We start from the raw sequence: 17,322 nt of genomic DNA, 5'->3' as shown, positions 1-17,322 counted from the left end.
GACATTTATAGCCGTTTTTGATGGACAAGGTTACTAGCTATATATGCAGTCTTAAAACTACCTCTCACTTGCGGCATGGGCCGCGATGAATTCCCTGAGCAGCTTGGTACCGAGCAACGCACTCTGGCCATTATCGTATTCGGGTGATATCTCAACGATATCAAAACCCACTGATCTTGGTGCAAGAGCATGTATTATGTCCCTTACTTCAATATCACTTAGTCCGAAGGGTTCGGGTGTGCCAAGCCCCGGTGCATACGCCGGGTCAAGTGCATCCATATCCAGAGAAAGATATATCTTTGAGCATCCCAGGTAATCACTAATTTCTGAGAGAATTTCCTTGGTCCCTGTCTCGCGGACGTCATCCGGAGTATAGTATTTAATACCGTTCTCCTTTGCAAAGGCCCATTCCTCCCTGGGACCGCTGCGAACACCAATGGTCACATATTTGTCCGTAACTTCATTCAGGACGTGTCGGGAGACACATGCATGATTGTATTTGACACCGCAGTATTCTTCCCTCAGATCGAAATGTGCATCAAGTACGACAAACCCGATATCCTCGTCTGCATGTCTGGCACAGGCCTTAACGCATGGGAGGGTGAGCGAGTGCTCTCCGCCAAGCATGATGGGAAGCTTCCCGTCAGCGACAATAGGCTCCACGGCAAAGGAAAGCTCCTCAAGTGTCTCATCCACGTTCACGTAGTGTTCCAGGTTCCCGGCATCGTGTATAAGCAGGTCTTCGTAGTCAATATCAAAATAAGCATTGTAGGTTTCGAAATTCTCTGAAGCCTTTCTCATGGCATCCGGTGCCCAGCGGCTTCCGGACCGATATGATGAAGTGCCGTCAAAAGGAACGCCGAATATTACATATCTTGCAGATTCGTAGTCTGCAAGGGCATCCATCATCTCAGCTTTGTGGAACATCGTTAAAAAGAATGGGAAATGAGGCTTATCATCTCATTTCGATCTTCGATTTGCCCATTGCAGTAATATATGTGATCTCTCCGCCTTCTGTAACCCTATCCTTGTATTCCTCAGGTATGGTCAGCTCGAAGGTAGAGAAGTCACCCATGTCCATTAGCTGGGCAATGTTGCCTTTAACGTTAAGCACCTGGGCTGTTTTCCTCTCGACAATAGGTACATAGGTCTTGTCTGAGATAGGACCCACAAAGGATCTCTTCTGTCCATCGAACAGTCCTATGACATCGATCCTTGCTTTTGCAGAACCATGCTTTCCTGGCTTCGACTTTGATATACTCTTGATCATACAGGGCTCGTCGTCGACGATGACGTATTTTCCTTCTTTGAGCTCTTTAACTTCTACTTGTACTTTCATTTTATAATCCTCCAAATTCGAAAAGATATTAGTGGCAATAATTTGTGAGTATAATTCCCTATTCTATATATCAAGTTTACCTATGATTGCAGAAACCGGAACTATTTTATATCAGGCACTAAGTTAAACATTCAAGTATATAAATCAAATTGTTAGTTCTCTGTCATATCTTGCTCTGCCTGCACTTATTACGTAAATTAAGTCCCGGTTTCTCCGGCAATACTCAACTCCCCGAGTTTTTTCCGTGTAGGAACTCCGTTCTCATTCCATCCTCTGAAATGATGGTATTCTGACAGCGCTCTTTCAAACATTTCTTTGTCAATCCCGTCTTTTCCGAAGAACCTATCCGGTAAAGTATCATTATTGATCGGGATGCCTGGCCTTCTGTTAAAAACTCTCTCCAGGTTGTATATGCGCTCTCCTGCACAAAGTAATTCCTCCGCAGAGCGATCAACACCTGTTGCAGCACTCAGCAGGGCTGCAAGCTCGACCTCGCCCATGGCAAAGGCTGTGAAGGGGCATATCACCAGTGAATCGATAACTGCCGAAAGATTCTGGAAGTACTGCACAAGGGCAGCCTTGCCATCCAGGCCCTGTCTTTTGAGAAGCATGGGCTTTCCCATAATCTCGGGTGCTACCATAAATGCATTCAGGTGGCATCCTCCCCTGTTGGATGTTGCATATGCAAGTGCCATCCCTGCCATTTCCCGGGGATCATAGCCAGATATCTCCAGTCCCATTACGCTCATGCTGATATCCTTAGCACCCTTTGAGCAGAGATAAGAGTACGAACCGACAGAGAGTTCGCTCTTACCCTCGCCAATCTCTCGGAGAAGGCCTTTCAGGTCAAGGTCTGCGGCAGTGAAGGAGTTCAATTCCATATATGCAGCAATGGAAGCACCACATGACACCGGGTCCAGACCATACTCAAGGCAGATGCTGTTTAGCTCGATGATGGTTCTAAGGTCGTCGTTCCCGATATTCGGCCCGAAGGTCCAGACCGCATCATAGTCAGGAACAGGCGTACCATCGTTGAATGTTCTCTTGCATCCGATGGGACAGGCATCGCAGGGTGTTTTGTGTATTTCGTAGTTCTCCCGGATGAATTCCCCTGAGATCTTCTGCGCACCTGCAAATTCCTTTTTCCTGAAATTATCTGCAGGCAGGATGCCCATGTAGCTGAGCAGGTTCACAAAGACCGGTGTCCCGTAGCTGGCAAGTCCCTTGGATGCAGGAGGGTTTGCAACCAGAAGGCGGTTTGCCCTCTCAACCGCTTTGTCAAAAGCATCAATATCCGCGATCTCAGGCACATTGCTTCCTTTGACGACCACTGCCTTCAGGTTCTTTGAACCCATCACAGCTCCGTGTCCTCCGCGTCCTCCGGGATAAATGCGGTCATTGACCATGCTGGCCATGGGGATCATCTTCTCGCCTGCCTTGCCGATACATGCGACCTTTCCTCTGGATTCAAGTAGTCCGGTTATCTCGGTGGTATTCTTGCCCCACAGGTGGTCTGCAGGCAGTAGCTCAATTTCTTCGTCCTCGATGTGTAAGTAAACGGGCGTTTCCGACTTTCCGGTAATTACCAGTGAATCAATACCTGCAAATTTCATCTCTGCTCCGAAGCTTCCTCCTGAATTGGAATCAAAGATGGTTCTTGTAATGGGGGATCTCGTGCAAATGCTAAAATGTCCTGAAAGGGGAGCAGAAGTTCCTGTAAGGGGACCGGTACTGAAAATTATCGGGTTGTCCGGGCTAAACGGCCCAACTTCCGTCTCTGCCATCCTGTCCATGAGAGTGCAGCCCATGCCACGTCCGCCAATAAACTTCTCTGCATCCTTTCTTTTTGTTCTTGATTCGGTGATCGCATTGTTCCCGAGGTCAACGATCACTGTCCTTCCTGTCCATCCGAACATGTTCTCATCTCCATTTCCAGCATTTCCCTCTTAAACTCCACTTTCGCACCGCAGGTTTCCCCGCAAAATCCGCCAACTCCGGACGATGAGACTATCCTGTGGCAGGGTATCACGACCGGGTAAGGATTTCTGGCAAGCGCACCGCCTACGGCCCGCACTGCATCTTCTTTTCCTATGCGGCAGGCAAGCTCGGCATATGTGATCGTATGGCCATAGGGGATCTTCCTGGTCTCGGTGAGTACTTTTCTCTGAAATTCCGTGAGTTCTGAGAGGTCAAGCTCATGATCAGAGAAATCCACCTTTTCCCCGCTGAAATAACGCAGTATGTCCTGGAAAACAGTGTTCTGCCTCATTTTTCCTTCCTGCCGAATACCTCTTCCTCTATCTTCTCCCTTCTGTTCCTGGAATGTAGCCATCCTGCACCATGATACAGTATCAGCAGCGATGCTATGACGATAGCAACTATCAGGAAGGGACGGGTGGCTTCAAGGAGTATGGGATTTGCTTCATCCTTCTGTTCATAGCTTGGATACATTATATCGTCTTTGTCGTTGCTGTGACCCAGTCCAAGAGCGTGCCCTATCTCGTGTGTGGCCAGCTCTCTCATGGTCGTGTCTCCATACTGTTTCCATGCATAGCCCTGATAGTTGCCGACCTCCAGTACTATTTCCACACGCTTGTATTTGCCATCGATCTCATAGGGCCTTGCAAAACCTGCAACTCCTTCCGGGGCACCTGCATCCTCTTCCAGGTTCTCCACCCACATTATGAGGATATCCGCATCTTCTTCTTCAACTATGACAAAATCCGGATTGTAATCCAACTGGCCATTGCCACCATTGCTCCAGTACTCAAGAGCACTCTCTATCTGGGCCATGTAACTTGGACTGTAGTGCTCGGGGAGATTCCGGTCATCGATATAGACTGAGATCGTTGTATTTTCCCAGGGCATGGGATTGAGTTTTGGGTAAGCTTTGCTGCCCGGTGCAAAAAGCGTTGTGAAAAATAAAAGGACCAGGATGATCAGCAATGCGGTTTTTAGATTCTTGTTTGGCATTGTATCCCTGAACAGGGTTATTTTCGCTTCTACATATACTTATGCGACACAACCACACATTTCCTGCTTATATGCTTTACCAGCGTAAAAGTAATTATACTTCTGAGCAAATCAAGCGTATGCAAAAACAAGTGGCTGTGGTTTTCGACAGTGCAGGTACCTTGCTTCACATGTACCGTGTGGCAAAAGAAGCAAGTACCGGTATCATCCTGGAAGATATCCAGTCCACTCTTCTGGTAGCTCAGAAACCTCACCGTGCCCTGGTAGTGGTCAATGCCGATCTTGAAGATATCGCGTATTGTGATCCGCAGCTTACTCTTTATAGTCTGATAGACAAATATAATGTCAAACTTGAGATCAGTTGCGCAAGCCGTCCTTTCCGGGTTGATGAGGTATATAGGATAATCAGGAAAAGTAATGTATGTATAAGTGATGTGAACGATGTAATATCTATTGTCAAAGGGCATTGTCCGGATATATTCTATCTGGCTGCAGGCATTATAGTCGATGCACAGGAAAACCTTGTGTCCTATGTGCTGAGTACGGGGGGGAGAATGTACTCGGATACACCTGCAACTATCAGACTTCTGCAGGATATGGGTGCTGATGTCTTCATAGCGTCTGGAGATGGTTACCATAACCTTGAAAAGCTTGCTTTGTCCGTAGGCATTCCCATGAATGTTGTACATGGGATCGCTACGACCAGGGATAAGGAAAGGATTGTCCGGGAACTTAAGGAAAACTATGATTCCGTGGTCATGGTAGGTGACGGGATGAACGACATTCTTGCACTGAGGCTAGCAGATGTGGGTGTTCTGACAGTACAGCAGGGCGATGAGAGGCCTCAAATACTGCGTGAAGCTGCGGATGTGGTAGTTGATAACATTCTTGAGGTAGCAACAGTTGTAAAAAATATGTTTGACTTGCATACATTGCAAAAACAGAATCAATAGCTGGTTTTTAGAAGTTAACAGTGATAAATATGTGCGTTATGTTTATGTAGTGAGTTCAATAATCCAAATATAATTTATTTAAAAAATCATTAACATGTTATCATTTGGTATGTATGGGTTCTATCCAGTCAGTTTTGTACGCAGTGTACAAAACTGTTAAGTAATTTGCATATGTATGCATAGAAACCTATAATGGACAGTAACTCCCATGCATTCAATAAGCGGAGGAAATCGTATGGTAGTATTAATAGAGGTCAAAGACCTTTCACTGGAATTCGACGGTGTTAAAGCTCTGAAAGATATCAACCTGAATATCAATGAAGGTGAAGTGCTGGGTATTCTGGGAAGAAGCGGTTCAGGCAAAACTGTACTGATGCACGTCCTGCGTGGAGTCGAGGAGTATGAAGGCATAAGTGGTGAAGTTATCTATCATCTCGCAAGATGTGAGAAATGCGGTCATATAGAACCTCCGAGCAAGGCAGGGGAGGAATGCCCCGGTTGCAGTGACGAAACTTTAAAACCCTTTGATGTTGATTTTGTCAAACTCCCGCTGCATGATCCAAAGAGAAGGGACATCACCAAAAGGATTGCGATAATGCTCCAGCGTACTTTCGCACTTTATGGTGATGACAGGGTTATTGCAAATGTCGTGAATTCCCTGACCGAGATAGGGGTAAATAGTGAAGATGCCCTGAGCAGGGCAGTGGACCTTCTGGAAAAGGTTGAGCTTTCCCATCGCATGATGCATGTTGCCCGTGACCTGAGCGGTGGTGAGAAACAAAGGGTTGTACTGGCACGCCAGCTTGTAAGAGATCCAATGCTGCTGATAGCTGATGAGCCTACAGGTACTCTTGATCCCCGCACCGCAAAGGTCGTACATGACGTTATCGAAAAGGCCGTCAGGGAATACAACATGACCATGGTGATCACATCTCACTGGTCTGATGTCGTCGAGGACCTTGCAGACAATGCTATTATACTGGAAGAAGGTGCCATAGTCAGTCAAGGTTCGCCGGCTGATGTCGCAAAGGAGTTCATGCAGCGTGTATGTGTTATTGAGAAGGGATGCGACGTTGAGATAGGTGATCCGCTTATCAGGGTCGAGAACCTTGTCAAAAAATATATTTCTGTCAGCAGGGGTGTGGTCTATGCCGTTAATGATGTCTCCTTTGAGGTAAATGAAAGTGAGATATTCGGACTTGCAGGCACAAGTGGTGCAGGGAAGACAACGACCTCAGAGATACTTATGGGTATAGTACAGCCGACCAGCGGAGAGGTCCAGGTAAGGGTCGGTGACGAATGGATCGATATGAAAAAACCCGGGCCTGAATGCAGGGGTCGCGCCTTGCAGTATATGGGGATCCTGCATCAGGAATATGGTCTTTACAATCACAGGACGATCATTGACAATCTCACAGAATCCATAGGTATTGACCTCCCCTATGAACTTGCTGTCAGGAAAGCCATCAATACTTTGATGTCAACCGGTTTTACTGAAGATAAGGCAAAATCTATATTATCCAAGATGTCAGATGAGATCAGTGAAGGAGAAAGGCACAGGGTTGCGCTCGCTCAGATCCTGATGAAAGAACCGGTTATAATTGTAATGGATGAGCCAACAGGTACAATGGACCCGATCACAAAGAAGGATGTCACAAAATCTATCCTGACGGCACGTGAAAAGATGGGTGATACCTTTATTATCGTATCCCATGACATGGATTTCCTGCAGGAGATATGTGACCGCGTTGCTCTTATGAGAAACGGCAAGATCGTGGACATGGGTGACCCCCAAACCGTTCTCTCTCAACTCACAGAGAAAGAACGTCTGGAAGCAGCAGTGGATCTATGACAGGGAACTGAGAGTATCTAATTCTGCTTATATAAGAGGTGTTTGACACGAGTGATGAAATTAAGGTGGAGATTAATGGTTACGAGATCGAGTTGCAGGAAGGTTCAACCCTTGAAGATGCGATCAGGGTGTCAAACGCTCCTTATAGAAAAGGCACAGTAGTCGGAATCCTTGTAGAGAGAGGTGATCTTAAGGCAGAGGGCTCTCTGGAATATACTGTGAGGACATCAAAGGGTGATTTCAAAATCGAGCTGGATGAGACTCCTTCCCCTTCAAAGCAAAGATGGGTGTCTAGCTATGGGGAATACAGCGATCTGCCTGTGCGCTGGGTAAGTAAGGATGCCATTGCCTTTGGTCCTTTTGTTTCTGACACAAGCAGCGTCAGGGGAAACATGGAGTTCAAAGCCTTTGAGATCATGTTCGCTGCAGGAGGTGGCGATCCCGGTAACACACACCTCATTTTTACCCGGGATAAACATGTTGCTGAATATGGCGGACCTGAAGAAGGCGCATTCGCAAAAGTGATAAGCGGGAAACATATCCTGCTTGAGCTGGGTAAGAATGATCGTGTGCTGGATATTGAGCCCTTTATAGAATGGGAGCAGGTAGGAGAGCATATCTCCACTACGGATCTCTCGACAAGACTTGAAGACGGTGCGAAGATATTCACCTATCTGGAGATAGAGGTGGACCCGGAAGCTCCCGAAGGCGCGGAACACCTGTATGCGGTCACAAGGGATGGCGTGTTCAATATTGATTTTGTGTCAACGTCTTTCATTTCCGACCACCGTTTCCAGGGTGAGCTGGTAACTTATGAGAATTTTGAGCCGCGATCGGCTGGTTCTGTATTTGTCAGGACGGTGGGATATGGCTCAGGTAAATTGTTCATCGCTACGGATGACAGGACCTCGACCATCATGCACTCGGTAGTCGGCCACGTTGTCAGGGGTCTTCAACTTGCAAAAATGGCAAAGACCGGCCAGAAGATAACAGTAGAGAAATCACCTCCGTCCATAATGCTTCCGGGAATAAGCCATCTGGAAGCTGAAACTGAAATGGCTGGCATGGGTGTGGAGATTGCCAGGGAGGGATATGTGGAAGACGATGGTTTTATTGTCAGGCAGACTCCGGAGACAACTATAGACATACTAAGGGAAGGAAAAGTTACCCTTACAGGTGTGGACCCGCAACATCTTGTAAAGGTCGAACTCTATGATGAGCTTGCTCCAAAGACAATTGACTTTTTCAGGCATGCAACGGAAATGCAGTACAAACCTGTGGGTGTTCTGCCTGTTCTTATGACATATGATAATACTTATATTTTCAAGGCAGAAAAAGAAGCGGAGAAGTATAAGGAGATCCTGCCAGAGAACACTCCCCGGGGAAAGGTGAGTGCCGCTGAGATAGGTGTGACCAATCAGGCGGCCAAAAGAGCTGGTATGGTTGGTGTGAAAGCAGAGGATAGTGATCTTTTCGGACCTACCGGTGAGAAGTTCACCAATACGAACATTATCGGAAAGATCCTTGAGATGGATAAGCTCGCAAATCTCAAAGACGGAGATGTCATGTATGTAATAGAAAGCAGCCTGGAGGAAGAATAATGTCGGGGAAGGAAGATGATGTTATTACCAAGATCGTGGTGATAAGCTCTGACAGCGTCCTGCCTATAGATGCTGCAATGAAGATATACGAGTCCGAAACAAGTATAGTGATTAAAGAGACATGTTTCGGGACTATGGTCACAGGTCCGAGGAAAGATGTCAACAGGGTCATACAGGAAGTTGTTGACCTGGACAGAAACCATATCTTTGTGAAGGAAAGAGGTTTTCCTCCCGGAGATGAGAGGCGCTGTCGTGCAAGCAGGGGAGGAGGACCAAGGCCTGGCTTCCATTATCTGAGAGAAGAGGTCCAGATGCTTCCCATGATAGGTAGGGCCCTGGATGATTATGAGAAGAAGGTTCCTCTGAAAAAGACTCCGGAAAAGAAGAAGTTCGAGATCGAACAACTGGAAGATATTATCAGATCCGATTTATGAGGCATTATTATGGTAAAAGTCATTATTTATCCTACGAACAGCCTGATCCTTTCTGACCTGGTTGAGAGATTCGGTCACACACCCATTGCTATGATGGCAAAGATAAAGGAAAAGGTATCTACTGTGGGTGTGGATTCCCCTCCTCTGAATATAACACCGGAAGAACCAAAAATGGGATTGAAATATGCAGCAGTTGAAGTGCCTGCGGGTGTCAGGGGAAGAATGGCGATAGTGGGTCCTATGATAGATGAAGCAGAAGCCGCGATAATTGTGAACGAATCTCCGATGGCATTTGGTTGCATGGGTTGCGCACGTACCAATGAACTCACTAAATTCCTCATCAGACAACGTGACATGCCCATCCTTGAAGTGGACTATCCGAAAGGGGATGACGAAGCAAGGGAATTCGTTTACAAGATAGGTGAGTTCTTAAAGTCCCTACCGAAAGATGAAAAGGAAGGTGAAGAATGAAAGAAGAAGCCGTTGTAAAAGTTGCCCTGGTATCCTGTGGTTCTGAGTATGCCGGAGTGCACGGTGAACTAGAGTCAGTGGCGGAATCTGTCAACGCGCGGCTTGTGTATCCTGAGATTGATGTTTCCTCCCTGGATACGATCGGAAAGGAATTCGGTTTGGAGGCGGCAAGTCCTGATCTTCGACTTATGATGGCAAGGGCAAAGGCTGTCGTAGAAGGTATTGCAGATGTGGATGGTGTTTTCATTACTTCATGTTTCAGGTGCGCAGAAGCTGCTATCGTCAGGAACGAGGTAAGGCGTTATATTCACAGACATTCGGATATCCCTGTTATCAGCTATTCTTTCACGGAACGCACTACAGCTGCGACCCTTTTGACACGTATGGAGGCCCTTACAACCATTGCAAGGCGCAGGCATCTGCTCGCAAGGGAACATCAGAGCGGCCTGACCGCAGGTATCGATTCGGGTTCCACCACGACCAAGGCAGTAATCATGAAGGATGACAAAATAATTGGTTCCGGATGGGTGCCGACAATCAAGGTAATTGAGAGTGCGACAGAAGCCTTCGATCATGCGCTTGAGGAAGCAGGTGTAAAACGGGAGGATATACAGGCTATGGGGACCACAGGCTACGGTCGTTTCCTGGTAGGTGAGCACTTCAATGCTCAACTGATACAGGAAGAGATCACGGTCAACTCCAAGGGAGCTGTGTACCTCGCCGGCAAGCAAAAAGGTTCTGCTACTGTAATTGACATCGGTGGTATGGACAACAAGGCCATATCGGTCGAGGACGGCATACCGGGAATGTTCACAATGGGGGGTATCTGTGCAGGTGCTTCTGGACGTTTCCTGGATATGACTGCCAAGAGGCTGGGTATAGATATTACTGAACTCGGTGCCCTTGCGGTAAAAGGTATGCAGGAAAAAGTGAGTATGAACAGTTATTGTATAGTTTTCGGTATCCAGTCACTGGTAAATTCCCTTGCCAAGGGCTCGACTCCTGAGGATGTTGCCGCAGCTGCCTGTTACAGTGTTGTTGAACAGATATATGAACAGCAATTGCAGGAAGTCGATGTCAAAGAGCCACTTATACTTGTGGGCGGTTCATCCCTCATCGAGGGTGTTCCCAAGGCGCTCAGCGAACTACTCAAGATAAAAGTGCTTGTTCCTCCGAATTCCCATCTGATCGGTGCGGTTGGTAGTGCTTTGCTCTCTTCGGGATATGTAGAGGAGTAACTTATATGGAAGCTCTCGAGACCTTTATCGTCGAATCCACGGTTCCGGAAGAAGGTGCAGCATACAGGAGCATCATTTCGGATATTATCTCCGAGCTTGTACTGGGAGGGGCCATCGGAAGGATTAAAGTTGTCATCAGGCCGGAGGATTCCCTTTTTCAGATGGCTATCGTCCTGAGGGGAAGTCAGTCACCTGTGAAGTTGTCGGACTTTGCGGAGGTAGGATACGGAAATCTGGAAAAAAAAGAGATTAAGCTCACAATGAATGAAGAAAAGTATCTGCCTGCACTGCTGGAAAAGCTATGGGCAAGGTATAGCCGTGGCAATGTCATACAACCTGAAAGAAAGACCTTGCTTATAAGGCAGAAAGAAGACCCTGAAAAGGAGATTAGTTTCCTGGAAGAGATGCTAGTTGCCGATCCCAAACAAACCCTGTTGTCAAGACTGGTGGAAATGGCCATAAGGTCAACTCCTGAGGGTTTCAGGGTGCGTTATCACTCCATGAAGGACAATTATTTTATTTTCGTGGCGAGCGAGGACAACCTGAAATCCGAATGGATCGAGGAAGGACACATGATCCTTGAGCAACTACAGGAGGAGAAATAATGGCTGCAGTGCTTGAACCGTACATATATGAGGGTGGTGTCCATAAGCACACTCTTATAACCGAACTTCTGGAGGACCTGGGGGGATACCTCATTCAGAAGGTTCCTGCTGCAACAGAGGTCACTTTGATCATGCTGATACCCAGGGATGATGTTCATCTTATAGAGGAGCTTGGTACGAAACTGCTTGGCACTCTCACAAAGGCTCCGCTGACAGGTACGGAAATAGCCGTAGTATCCCCCACCCTGGCCTCTCATCACCTGCCTCACTCTGCCTGCGATGTTGCGGAACATCTTCGCAGGGATGGTGCGAACACTAATATGCTGGGTCTTGCAAGGGGGATGGGGAGGAGAGTTGCTCTGTCCGCGGATTATGAGCGAAAGCTCATCAATGAGCATGATATTGCAGTCTTTTCTTTTGGTACCTTCAGTGATTGTATCAGAAACAAGAAACCAAAGCTGCTTGAAGGTGTGCGGATCCCCAAAGTTGTGACAGGAGGCCCCGATCTTAAAACAGAGGACGTTGCCAATGCCGACGTATATGTGGGCAACATAGGAAGAGTAGCTCACCGCCTTCGTAAGTCGGAAGAGATAAGTTCACTTGATATCATGAACCAGAAAGTTGCCGACATTGTAAAGCAAATGCGTGAGGAGATTGCAAAGGACCCTCTGGCAGTACTGCCTCCCCGTGTCATGAAGGAAGTACATGAGCAAGTACCTCAGATAGGACAGGTGCTTGCGCCTGCTCCGATAACCCTGCAGCTTGATGGCCTGCGGATAAAACTTCCGTACGGGGAATTCCATGAAAAGATAGAGAATCTTGAATTCGATGAAGGTATAAGACTCTTCGAACTTGCAAGGATAACTCCGTCAAAAATGAAAAATTATATATTGGTCAAAATCAAACGTGAGTCTGAGGTTGGTTTTGCCATTTAGATAATATTCCGCTCTATAGTAGATGAGGCTGCTCTCATGGAAATCGAAAAGATACGGAAAATCCTTGACCAGGAAACCAATGAAGCTGTGGATGATATTCTTACAGATGTGGAAAAAAGATATGGTGAGATACCATATATTATCAATTTCATGAAGGACATCCCGGAGCTGTTCATCCCCCGAATGATATATGAGAACAGTGTCATGCGTGAGTTCAAACGTATGGATCCAAAGACCATTGAACTGATATGCGTAGCGGTTTCTTCTGCACTCAGGTGTGAGTACTGCCTTAAGACCCATGTGAGAGTTGCTAAAAGGCTTGGTGTGTCAAAGGAAGAGATATTCGATGCCATCCTGATAGCCTCCACGATCTCAAATGCTGCTGTATTAGCAGAAGGAACGCGCTCCCTGGACTCGGAGTTCAGTTGCCGGGAATCCCGGAGTTGTCAGGATTCCGAAAAAGAGAGTGGGAGCCAGACCTGCTCCGTATGTAATATAGTTTCGGAACTCCCAGAAGAAGAATGATTTTTAATAGAGGGGTGTTCCTCCTATCAGGACGCCTGCAATGTAGCCTAGGATAACGCCTCCATTCAGGAATGGCAGTCCTGCCTGCGGTTTACCTTTCATCACAAGTATTGTCAATACGGCGAATCCGGCAATAGTGCCTATCATGGCTCCCAATGCCGGGATATTTATGAATCCACCTATCCGGTATGTATCTGTAAGGAATATGTTTGCAGATACTACAAGTATGGTTGGCATGATGGCATCGCCAAGTCCCATGAAAAAAGCCTCTCTTTCCTCTCCTTCTTCTTTTTTGAAAGAATCCCTGATAAAGGAGTACTTGAGATGCTTTGGCATCACAAACAGTATAGGCAGGCGTAAATCCATAACTCCTTCAGCAAGGTCTATCATGTGTTTTGTCTTGTACACTGCAATTGCATCATATATCGCCAGGAGTGCAAGAAGGACCACTACCGGTATTATGGAAAGCGATATTCCGAATATGGCACTTGCTCCTGCACCGATGATGAGTCCGATTGTGTTTATCACATACCACTCCGGGAATTTATAAAGCAGGCCCGTGAGGATCAAGGCAATGGTTACAGACACTGCATTGTTGGTCATGATCGACATTTCTGTAAGCGACAGCAAGGCATAGAATACATAATACATTGTGGCACTCACTGCTAGCAATATGGTGAGTTGTATTATCCACTGCATTCCTCGTTTCATAGCCATCAATAACAGGAATGTGAAGATGAGTATGGCAATTATGTAAAGAATGCTGTTTGAGGCAGAATCAGGGTCTTCGAAAGCCATCATGTCTTCGGCCACCATGGGTGTGGCTAAAAGCAAGGCTACCAACTGTACAATTATAATGATACCTGCCATTGCAATCATTGGCTTGTATTCTTTAATGCTTTTTTTCTCTGAACTCAATGCATGAACTCCCGTTATTACAAATATTTATATCTGTTTCAAATATGTTATGTGTATATATATTTAATATTATGCCAATTCTCACTCGAATAGAAAATAATATAAATACATAGGAAGCCCATATAAGCAAAGAGGGAACAACAATGGAAAGCCGGGATATAATATTCTCAATTGTAATGGTAGTATCTGCATTTGTTTTGACCTATGAGTGGCTCGGAAGATTCACGTACAGTCCGGCAAATGCTCTGATAGTGCTATCAGCTATCGTGATGGTTGGATCTCTAGCTGCTATGATCCTTTCACTCGATATGCGCCTTAGAAAAATAGACAATATGCTTGAGGCAAAGGAGCGCTCGTTGAGGATGAATGTCCAGAGTGTTGAAGGCAATCTTGACCAGAAGATGAACGAGGTACTTGTAAGGGTTGATGACGTAATGAACTCCCTGGAGAGGACCCGTTACAGGTGAAGTATGCCTTCTTTTTCCAGATCAATGTATTGACATTAGTCCGAAAACCATATTAACAAGGTGTTCATACAGGGATTCAATGTTTTCCATTCTAATTAGGGGTGCGTAGATGCGCATTAACTTAGAACCGGTAGGAATAATTAAAAAAGCTGGTAAGTGTTCTGAGATCCTGATATATTCCGAGTTTGAACAGCTGATAAAGAACATCGCTGCAAAACTGGGAAAAAATGAATCTACAGAGCAAAGTCTCCTTATTGTTCACAAGAACAGGGACAACAACGACATTCATCAGGTACAGGTCACGAAAATAAATCTTATAGATCGGGTGGGAAATATCTTAAAAGTGGGGAAGATAGATGCAAACGATGATTCAGTCCTCGATGTAAGGCTGAACGAATAAATCTGCTATAATTCTGAAATAAAGGACGGTAATTAAATGGGCACTGATATAGGGGACCTCTTGAAAAAGAGGCCTGTGGAGTTATCAGGATTGTCTTCCAAAGTAATTGCCATCGATGCCTACAATACTCTTTATCAATTCCTGAGCATTATTCGCCAGAGGGATGGTACACCCCTTAAAGATTCCAATGGAAATATCACCTCTCATCTTTCGGGCATCCTGTACAGGATGGCAAGTCTTATGGAAGCAGGAATAAAACCTGTCTTTGTTTTCGATGGCAAACCTCCCGCAATAAAATCCCGAACAATTGAAAAACGTGCTGAGGTACGTGAGAATGCCATGATAAGGTCGGCCGAGGCCCGGGAAAAAGGACTTGCAGAGGAAGCATACAAATATGCACAGGCTTCCTCTAAGGTAGATGCCACAATTGTCGGGGATTCGAAAAAGTTGCTTTCTGGACTGGGAATCCCTTTTATGGATGCACCTTCGGAGGGTGAGGCACAGGCCGCCTATATGGTCAAAAAAGGGGATGCCGATCTCATCGGTTCCCAGGATTACGATTCCCTGCTGTTCGGCGCTTTGTCTGTGGTGAGGAACCTGACGGTTTCCGGGAAAAGGAAACTTCCCGGGAAGAATATATATGTAGATGTCAAACCCGAGGTGATCGATCTTGAGGAATCACTCTCCGAACTTGGAATCACTCATGAACAACTTATCGATATAGCCCTATGTGTGGGCACTGACTACAATAAGGGACTTGCGAATATCGGTCCCAAAAAAGCCCTCAAGCTTGTAAGGGAATATGGCAGCATTGAGAAAGTGCTGCTAGCAAAGGAAATAGAAATCACTGATCTGGAGTCTGTAAAAGCTTTCTTTACCGACCCACCTGTTTCCGATGATTATGAACTGAAATGGAGTAAACCGAAAAATGAGGCTGTCATTGAGTTCCTTTGCGAGGAACATGATTTTTCCAATGACAGGGTGATCAAGGCTCTGGAACGCCTGGAAGCATCTGCCGGAGGAGGTCAGCAGACCCTTGATCAGTGGTTCTGATCCCTTAAAAGGAGTGAATCGCCTGTCATCTCATCCGGCTTTTCTATGCCAAGCATATCAAGCATGGAAGGAGCCAGGTCAGCAAGTTTTCCCGGTCTCAGGGTGATATCCTCATCTGCGTTCACGAGAATGCACCTTACAGGGTTACATGTATGTGCTGTATGCGCTTTTCCTGTAGTGTAGTCCAGTATCTTTTCCGCATTGCCATGGTCAGCTGTGATAAATGCTGCTCCGCCTTCACCGGTCAGGGCATTGATCACTTTCCCGACACAATCATCAACAGCTTCAACAGCCATGACAGTGGCATCAAAGATGCCTGAGTGTCCCACCATATCCATATTGGCAAAGTTCAGGATGATAACATCGTATTTACCTGACCTGGTGCGTTTGATAAGTTCCTCTGTCACTTCATACGCACTCATTTCCGGTTTGAGGTCATAGGTTGAAATCTTCGGAGAGGGTATAAGGCATCTTTCCTCTCCGGGATTCTGTTTTTCCTTCCCGCCGTTGAAAAAGAATGTGACATGGGCGTATTTCTCGGTTTCAGCGATACGAAGCTGTTTCAGGCCAGCCTTGCTCAGTACCTCTCCAAGTGTGTCATGTATGCTCTGCGCAGGGAACGCGACCGGTACATCCAGCTTTTCATCATAATCTGTCATGGATACAAAGAATATATCCGGCTCTGCTTTCCTTTCAAAGCCTTCAAAGTCCTTATCCACGAAAGCATATGTCAGCTGGCGTGTCCTGTCCGGTCTGAAATTGAAGAATACCAGAGAATCGCCGTCTTTCACGGTTGCGACCGGATCGCCTTCTTCATCAACGATAACCGTGGGTTTGACAAACTCATCATTCTCTTCTCTGTCATAAGCCCTCTTTATAGCTGTAACCGGATCCCCTGCAACACTGCCCTCTCCCAGGGTGAGTGCGTTATATGCAAGCTCGGTCCGCTGCCATCTTTTGTCACGATCCATCGCGTAGTATCTTCCGGATACTGTTGCAACCTTGCCGAATCCTATCTCTCTGCTGTACTCTTCATGTTCCTTCATATCTTCCAGTGCGGCTCTGGGTGGCACATCCCTGCCGTCAAGGAATGCGTGTATATAGACATTCGCAAGTCCTTCCCTTTTACTCATCTCCACAAGCGCTCTCATGTGGCTCATGTGGCTGTGTACGCCTCCATAAGAGAACAGGCCCATTATGTGAAGTGATGAATTATTCCTCTTCACATTCTCAATGGCTTCAAGCAAGGCTGGATTTCTGAAAAAGGAACCATCATCTATTGATTTGTTTATCCGTGTATACTCCTGGTAAACGATCCTTCCTGCACCAATGTTAAGGTGTCCTACCTCCGAGTTCCCCATCTGGCCTTCAGGAAGTCCTACTGCATTGCCCGCAGCCTCCAGCAGACAGGAAGGATATCTTTCAATAAGACTGTCAAGAACCGGTGTTCTTGCAGCGAGAATTGCGTTGCCTGTTTTTTCATCTGTGTAGCCCCACCCATCCAGTATCATTAACAAAAGGGGCTTTTTGATCTGTGACATATGGTTTAAATATGTCT

General features: G+C 46.3%; 19 protein-coding genes. 12 read left to right on the top strand and 7 right to left on the bottom strand.

Features of this window, described 5'->3' with window-relative positions; all coding sequences use genetic code 11:
• Window positions 1-57 precede the first annotated feature (57 nt).
• From speB to CUN85_RS07735, 5 genes are all read right to left on the bottom strand, one after another.
• Complete coding sequence (gene speB, locus CUN85_RS07755; RefSeq protein WP_135389757.1) at window positions 58-927, bottom strand: agmatinase; 870 nt, start codon at window positions 925-927, stop codon at window positions 58-60.
• Window positions 928-955: 28 nt separating this feature from the next.
• The gene (locus CUN85_RS07750) at window positions 956-1,339 is read right to left on the bottom strand and encodes a translation initiation factor IF-5A (RefSeq protein WP_135389756.1); all 384 of its coding nucleotides are present in this window, start codon (window positions 1,337-1,339) and stop codon (window positions 956-958) included.
• A gap of 197 nt (window positions 1,340-1,536) precedes the next feature.
• Window positions 1,537-3,255: an aldehyde ferredoxin oxidoreductase family protein gene (locus CUN85_RS07745; protein ID WP_135389755.1), complete on the bottom strand. Its 1,719-nt coding sequence runs from the start codon at window positions 3,253-3,255 to the stop codon at window positions 1,537-1,539.
• On the bottom strand, window positions 3,228-3,608 hold the full coding sequence (locus CUN85_RS07740; protein WP_135389754.1) for a methylated-DNA--[protein]-cysteine S-methyltransferase: 381 nt from the start codon (window positions 3,606-3,608) through the stop codon (window positions 3,228-3,230). Before CUN85_RS07740 ends, CUN85_RS07745 begins: the two co-directional genes overlap by 28 nt.
• Window positions 3,605-4,312, bottom strand: a complete 708-nt coding sequence (locus tag CUN85_RS07735) for a matrixin family metalloprotease (protein WP_135389753.1) — start codon at window positions 4,310-4,312, stop codon at window positions 3,605-3,607. Before CUN85_RS07735 ends, CUN85_RS07740 begins: the two co-directional genes overlap by 4 nt.
• Before the next feature lie 119 nt (window positions 4,313-4,431).
• Here CUN85_RS07735 and CUN85_RS07730 point away from each other — a divergent pair, with 119 nt between their 5' ends.
• The 9 genes from CUN85_RS07730 (at window position 4,432) to CUN85_RS07690 (ending at window position 12,926) form a co-directional block, all read left to right on the top strand.
• A complete protein-coding gene (locus tag CUN85_RS07730; RefSeq protein WP_135389752.1) occupies window positions 4,432-5,265 on the top strand; it encodes an HAD family hydrolase in 834 nt (277 codons plus the stop codon).
• Between the two features lie 235 nt (window positions 5,266-5,500).
• The gene (atwA, locus tag CUN85_RS07725; RefSeq protein ID WP_135389751.1) at window positions 5,501-7,117 is read left to right on the top strand and encodes a methyl coenzyme M reductase system, component A2; all 1,617 of its coding nucleotides are present in this window, start codon (window positions 5,501-5,503) and stop codon (window positions 7,115-7,117) included.
• A 38-nt stretch (window positions 7,118-7,155) separates the two neighbouring features.
• Window positions 7,156-8,718, top strand: coding sequence for a methyl-coenzyme M reductase-associated protein Mmp3 (gene mmp3, locus CUN85_RS07720; protein ID WP_135389750.1), 1,563 nt, complete (start codon window positions 7,156-7,158; stop codon window positions 8,716-8,718).
• Window positions 8,718-9,152: a methanogenesis marker 6 protein gene (locus tag CUN85_RS07715; protein WP_135389749.1), complete on the top strand. Its 435-nt coding sequence runs from the start codon at window positions 8,718-8,720 to the stop codon at window positions 9,150-9,152. The genes mmp3 and CUN85_RS07715 overlap by 1 nt, the downstream gene beginning before the upstream one ends.
• Window positions 9,153-9,161: 9 nt before the next feature.
• Window positions 9,162-9,623 carry a methanogenesis marker 5 protein gene (locus CUN85_RS07710; protein WP_135389748.1) on the top strand — a complete coding sequence of 154 codons (462 nt, stop codon included), beginning with the start codon at window positions 9,162-9,164 and terminating at the stop codon, window positions 9,621-9,623.
• Window positions 9,620-10,861 carry a methanogenesis marker 15 protein gene (locus CUN85_RS07705; protein WP_135389747.1) on the top strand — a complete coding sequence of 414 codons (1,242 nt, stop codon included), beginning with the start codon at window positions 9,620-9,622 and terminating at the stop codon, window positions 10,859-10,861. The genes CUN85_RS07710 and CUN85_RS07705 overlap by 4 nt, the downstream gene beginning before the upstream one ends.
• A gap of 5 nt (window positions 10,862-10,866) precedes the next feature.
• Window positions 10,867-11,466 (top strand): methanogenesis marker 17 protein, encoded by a 600-nt coding sequence (locus tag CUN85_RS07700; protein ID WP_135389746.1) that lies wholly within the window; start codon window positions 10,867-10,869, stop codon window positions 11,464-11,466.
• Window positions 11,466-12,401, top strand: coding sequence for a methanogenesis marker 7 protein (locus tag CUN85_RS07695; protein ID WP_135389745.1), 936 nt, complete (start codon window positions 11,466-11,468; stop codon window positions 12,399-12,401). The genes CUN85_RS07700 and CUN85_RS07695 overlap by 1 nt, the downstream gene beginning before the upstream one ends.
• A 36-nt stretch (window positions 12,402-12,437) precedes the next feature.
• The gene (locus tag CUN85_RS07690) at window positions 12,438-12,926 is read left to right on the top strand and encodes a carboxymuconolactone decarboxylase family protein (RefSeq protein WP_135389744.1); all 489 of its coding nucleotides are present in this window, start codon (window positions 12,438-12,440) and stop codon (window positions 12,924-12,926) included.
• A 3-nt stretch (window positions 12,927-12,929) separates the two neighbouring features.
• On the opposite strand, the gene CUN85_RS07685 is transcribed toward CUN85_RS07690, so the two are convergent.
• Window positions 12,930-13,844, bottom strand: coding sequence for a presenilin family intramembrane aspartyl protease PSH (locus CUN85_RS07685; protein ID WP_135389743.1), 915 nt, complete (start codon window positions 13,842-13,844; stop codon window positions 12,930-12,932).
• 143 nt (window positions 13,845-13,987) lie between these two features.
• Here CUN85_RS07685 and CUN85_RS07680 point away from each other — a divergent pair, with 143 nt between their 5' ends.
• The 3 genes from CUN85_RS07680 (at window position 13,988) to fen (ending at window position 15,764) form a co-directional block, all read left to right on the top strand.
• Window positions 13,988-14,311, top strand: a complete 324-nt coding sequence (locus CUN85_RS07680) for a hypothetical protein (protein WP_135389742.1) — start codon at window positions 13,988-13,990, stop codon at window positions 14,309-14,311.
• A gap of 109 nt (window positions 14,312-14,420) precedes the next feature.
• Window positions 14,421-14,711: a hypothetical protein gene (locus CUN85_RS07675; RefSeq protein ID WP_135389741.1), complete on the top strand. Its 291-nt coding sequence runs from the start codon at window positions 14,421-14,423 to the stop codon at window positions 14,709-14,711.
• Window positions 14,712-14,747: 36 nt separating this feature from the next.
• Complete coding sequence (gene fen / locus CUN85_RS07670; RefSeq protein WP_135389740.1) at window positions 14,748-15,764, top strand: flap endonuclease-1; 1,017 nt, start codon at window positions 14,748-14,750, stop codon at window positions 15,762-15,764.
• Here the strand turns inward: fen and gpmI are convergent.
• Window positions 15,752-17,305 carry a 2,3-bisphosphoglycerate-independent phosphoglycerate mutase gene (gene gpmI / locus CUN85_RS07665; protein ID WP_135389739.1) on the bottom strand — a complete coding sequence of 518 codons (1,554 nt, stop codon included), beginning with the start codon at window positions 17,303-17,305 and terminating at the stop codon, window positions 15,752-15,754. The two genes, fen and gpmI, sit on opposite strands and share 13 nt — an antisense overlap.
• Window positions 17,306-17,322: the final 17 nt, after the last annotated feature.

It is taken from the genome of Methanolobus halotolerans (assembly GCF_004745425.1).
Lineage (GTDB): Archaea > Halobacteriota > Methanosarcinia > Methanosarcinales > Methanosarcinaceae > Methanolobus > Methanolobus halotolerans.
This window is presented reverse-complemented; position numbering and strand designations above follow the sequence as displayed.

Excerpts from the sequence above, each read along its gene's own strand:
- CUN85_RS07750 (WP_135389756.1), bottom strand. The coding sequence starts at position 1,339 with ATGAAAGTACAAGTAGAAGTTAAAGAGCTCAAAGAAGGAAAATACGTC.
- CUN85_RS07715 (WP_135389749.1), top strand. The coding sequence starts at position 8,718 with ATGTCGGGGAAGGAAGATGATGTTATTACCAAGATCGTGGTGATAAGC.
- CUN85_RS07705 (WP_135389747.1), top strand. The coding sequence starts at position 9,620 with ATGAAAGAAGAAGCCGTTGTAAAAGTTGCCCTGGTATCCTGTGGTTCT.
- speB (WP_135389757.1), bottom strand. The coding sequence starts at position 927 with ATGTTCCACAAAGCTGAGATGATGGATGCCCTTGCAGACTACGAATCT.
- atwA (WP_135389751.1), top strand. The coding sequence starts at position 5,501 with ATGGTAGTATTAATAGAGGTCAAAGACCTTTCACTGGAATTCGACGGT.
- CUN85_RS07735 (WP_135389753.1), bottom strand. The coding sequence starts at position 4,312 with ATGCCAAACAAGAATCTAAAAACCGCATTGCTGATCATCCTGGTCCTT.
- CUN85_RS07695 (WP_135389745.1), top strand. The coding sequence starts at position 11,466 with ATGGCTGCAGTGCTTGAACCGTACATATATGAGGGTGGTGTCCATAAG.
- CUN85_RS07740 (WP_135389754.1), bottom strand. The coding sequence starts at position 3,608 with ATGAGGCAGAACACTGTTTTCCAGGACATACTGCGTTATTTCAGCGGG.
- CUN85_RS07690 (WP_135389744.1), top strand. The coding sequence starts at position 12,438 with ATGGAAATCGAAAAGATACGGAAAATCCTTGACCAGGAAACCAATGAA.
- CUN85_RS07675 (WP_135389741.1), top strand. The coding sequence starts at position 14,421 with ATGCGCATTAACTTAGAACCGGTAGGAATAATTAAAAAAGCTGGTAAG.
- CUN85_RS07680 (WP_135389742.1), top strand. The coding sequence starts at position 13,988 with ATGGAAAGCCGGGATATAATATTCTCAATTGTAATGGTAGTATCTGCA.
- CUN85_RS07710 (WP_135389748.1), top strand. The coding sequence starts at position 9,162 with ATGGTAAAAGTCATTATTTATCCTACGAACAGCCTGATCCTTTCTGAC.
- CUN85_RS07730 (WP_135389752.1), top strand. The coding sequence starts at position 4,432 with ATGCAAAAACAAGTGGCTGTGGTTTTCGACAGTGCAGGTACCTTGCTT.
- CUN85_RS07700 (WP_135389746.1), top strand. The coding sequence starts at position 10,867 with ATGGAAGCTCTCGAGACCTTTATCGTCGAATCCACGGTTCCGGAAGAA.
- fen (WP_135389740.1), top strand. The coding sequence starts at position 14,748 with ATGGGCACTGATATAGGGGACCTCTTGAAAAAGAGGCCTGTGGAGTTA.
- gpmI (WP_135389739.1), bottom strand. The coding sequence starts at position 17,305 with ATGTCACAGATCAAAAAGCCCCTTTTGTTAATGATACTGGATGGGTGG.
- CUN85_RS07745 (WP_135389755.1), bottom strand. The coding sequence starts at position 3,255 with ATGTTCGGATGGACAGGAAGGACAGTGATCGTTGACCTCGGGAACAAT.